At 74.2% G+C, this 1,431-nt stretch carries 1 protein-coding gene; it reads left to right on the top strand.

What is annotated here, in order from left to right; translation table 11 throughout:
* Positions 1 to 292: 292 nt before the first annotated feature.
* Positions 293 to 1,431, top strand: a 1,139-nt coding sequence (gene mshA, locus ND748_RS31980; RefSeq protein ID WP_374216091.1) for a D-inositol-3-phosphate glycosyltransferase, incomplete at its 3' end; no start/stop codon positions are given.

Genomic DNA, 1,431 nt, shown 5'->3' on the forward strand with positions numbered 1-1,431 from the left:
GGCGACGCCGTCGGCGCGGCGGCGGTGAGCCGGACCGCGGTCGACCGCCCGGTCGGGCCGGCGCCCGGGGCTCGTCGTCGCGTCTGTTTCCTTACAGCTTTGTGACCGCTGGCCCCGCGGCCTCGCCGCAAGCACCCCGCTGACCTGCGATGACAGCACCTTCTACGGTCTGTCGCCCGCGCCGGGGCGGGGGGGCGACCAGTTGACCGGACAACGGGGCGGGTAGAACGGTGGTTGTCGTGTTGGTCCTGTGCAGGGTTGGTCATGCCGGGCAGGCGACCCAGACGGATGGATGCGGAGGTGCCCGGTGCGGTTGATCAGGAGCAGTGCCGCGGCCCGTGTCGAGCCCGACCGCGGCGCCCGGCCCCGGCGCGTGGCGATGCTGTCCATGCACACCTCGCCGATGGAGCAGCCGGGCACCGGGGACGCCGGCGGGCTGAACGTCTACGTGGTGGAGCTCTCGCGGCAGCTCGCGGCGCTCGGCGTCGAGGTCGAGGTGTTCACCCGAGCGGTGAGCAGCAAGCTGCCGACCTCGGCGGAGCTCGCCCCGGGCGTGACGGTGCGCCACGTCGACGCCGGGCCGTTCGAGGAGATCCACCGCGAGGACCTGCCGGCCTGGCTGTGCGCGTTCACCGCGGACGTGCTGCGCGCCGAGGCGGGACACGAGCCGGGCTACTTCGACATCATCCATTCGCACTACTGGCTGTCCGGCCAGATCGCCCTCGCGGTCGCCCGGCGATGGGGCGTGCCGTTCGTGCACACCTCCCACACCCTGGCAAAGATCAAGAACGGTGCGCTGGCCGTCGGGGACCGCCCCGAGCCGCCCGGCCGGCTGCTCGGCGAGCAGGAGGTCATCGCCGGCTCCACCCGGTTGATCGCCTCCACCGGGGACGAACGCGGCCATCTCATCGACCTCTACGGGGCCGCTCCCGACCGGGTCGACGTCGTCGCGCCGGGCGTCGACCTGGAGATCTTCCGGCCGGGCGACCCGGCCCAGTCGCGGGCGCGCCTCGGCCTCGACCGGGACGGCGACCTGCTGCTGTTCGTCGGCCGGATCCAGCCGCTCAAGGCGCCGGACCTGCTCCTGCACGCCGCCGCCGAGCTGCTGCGCCGCGATCCGACCCGCCGCTCGAGGCTGACCGTCGCCGTCGTCGGCGGCCCCAGCGGCTCCGGGCTGGAGCAGCCGGACGCCCTGGTCAAGCTCGCCGCGGACCTGGGAATCTCCGACCTCGTCCGATTCCAGCCGCCGGCGCCGCAACACGAGCTGGCCCACTGGTACCGGGCAGCCACCGCCGTGGTCGTCCCCAGCCACAGCGAAAGCTTCGGGCTCGTCGCGTTGGAGGCCCAGGCCTGCGGCACGCCGGTGGTCGCCGCCGCGGTCGGCGGCCTGCGCACCGCCGTCGCCGACGGGGTCTCCGGCCTGCTCGTCGC

This window comes from Frankia sp. AiPs1 (assembly GCF_023716945.1).
Lineage (GTDB): Bacteria > Actinomycetota > Actinomycetes > Frankiales > Frankiaceae > Frankia.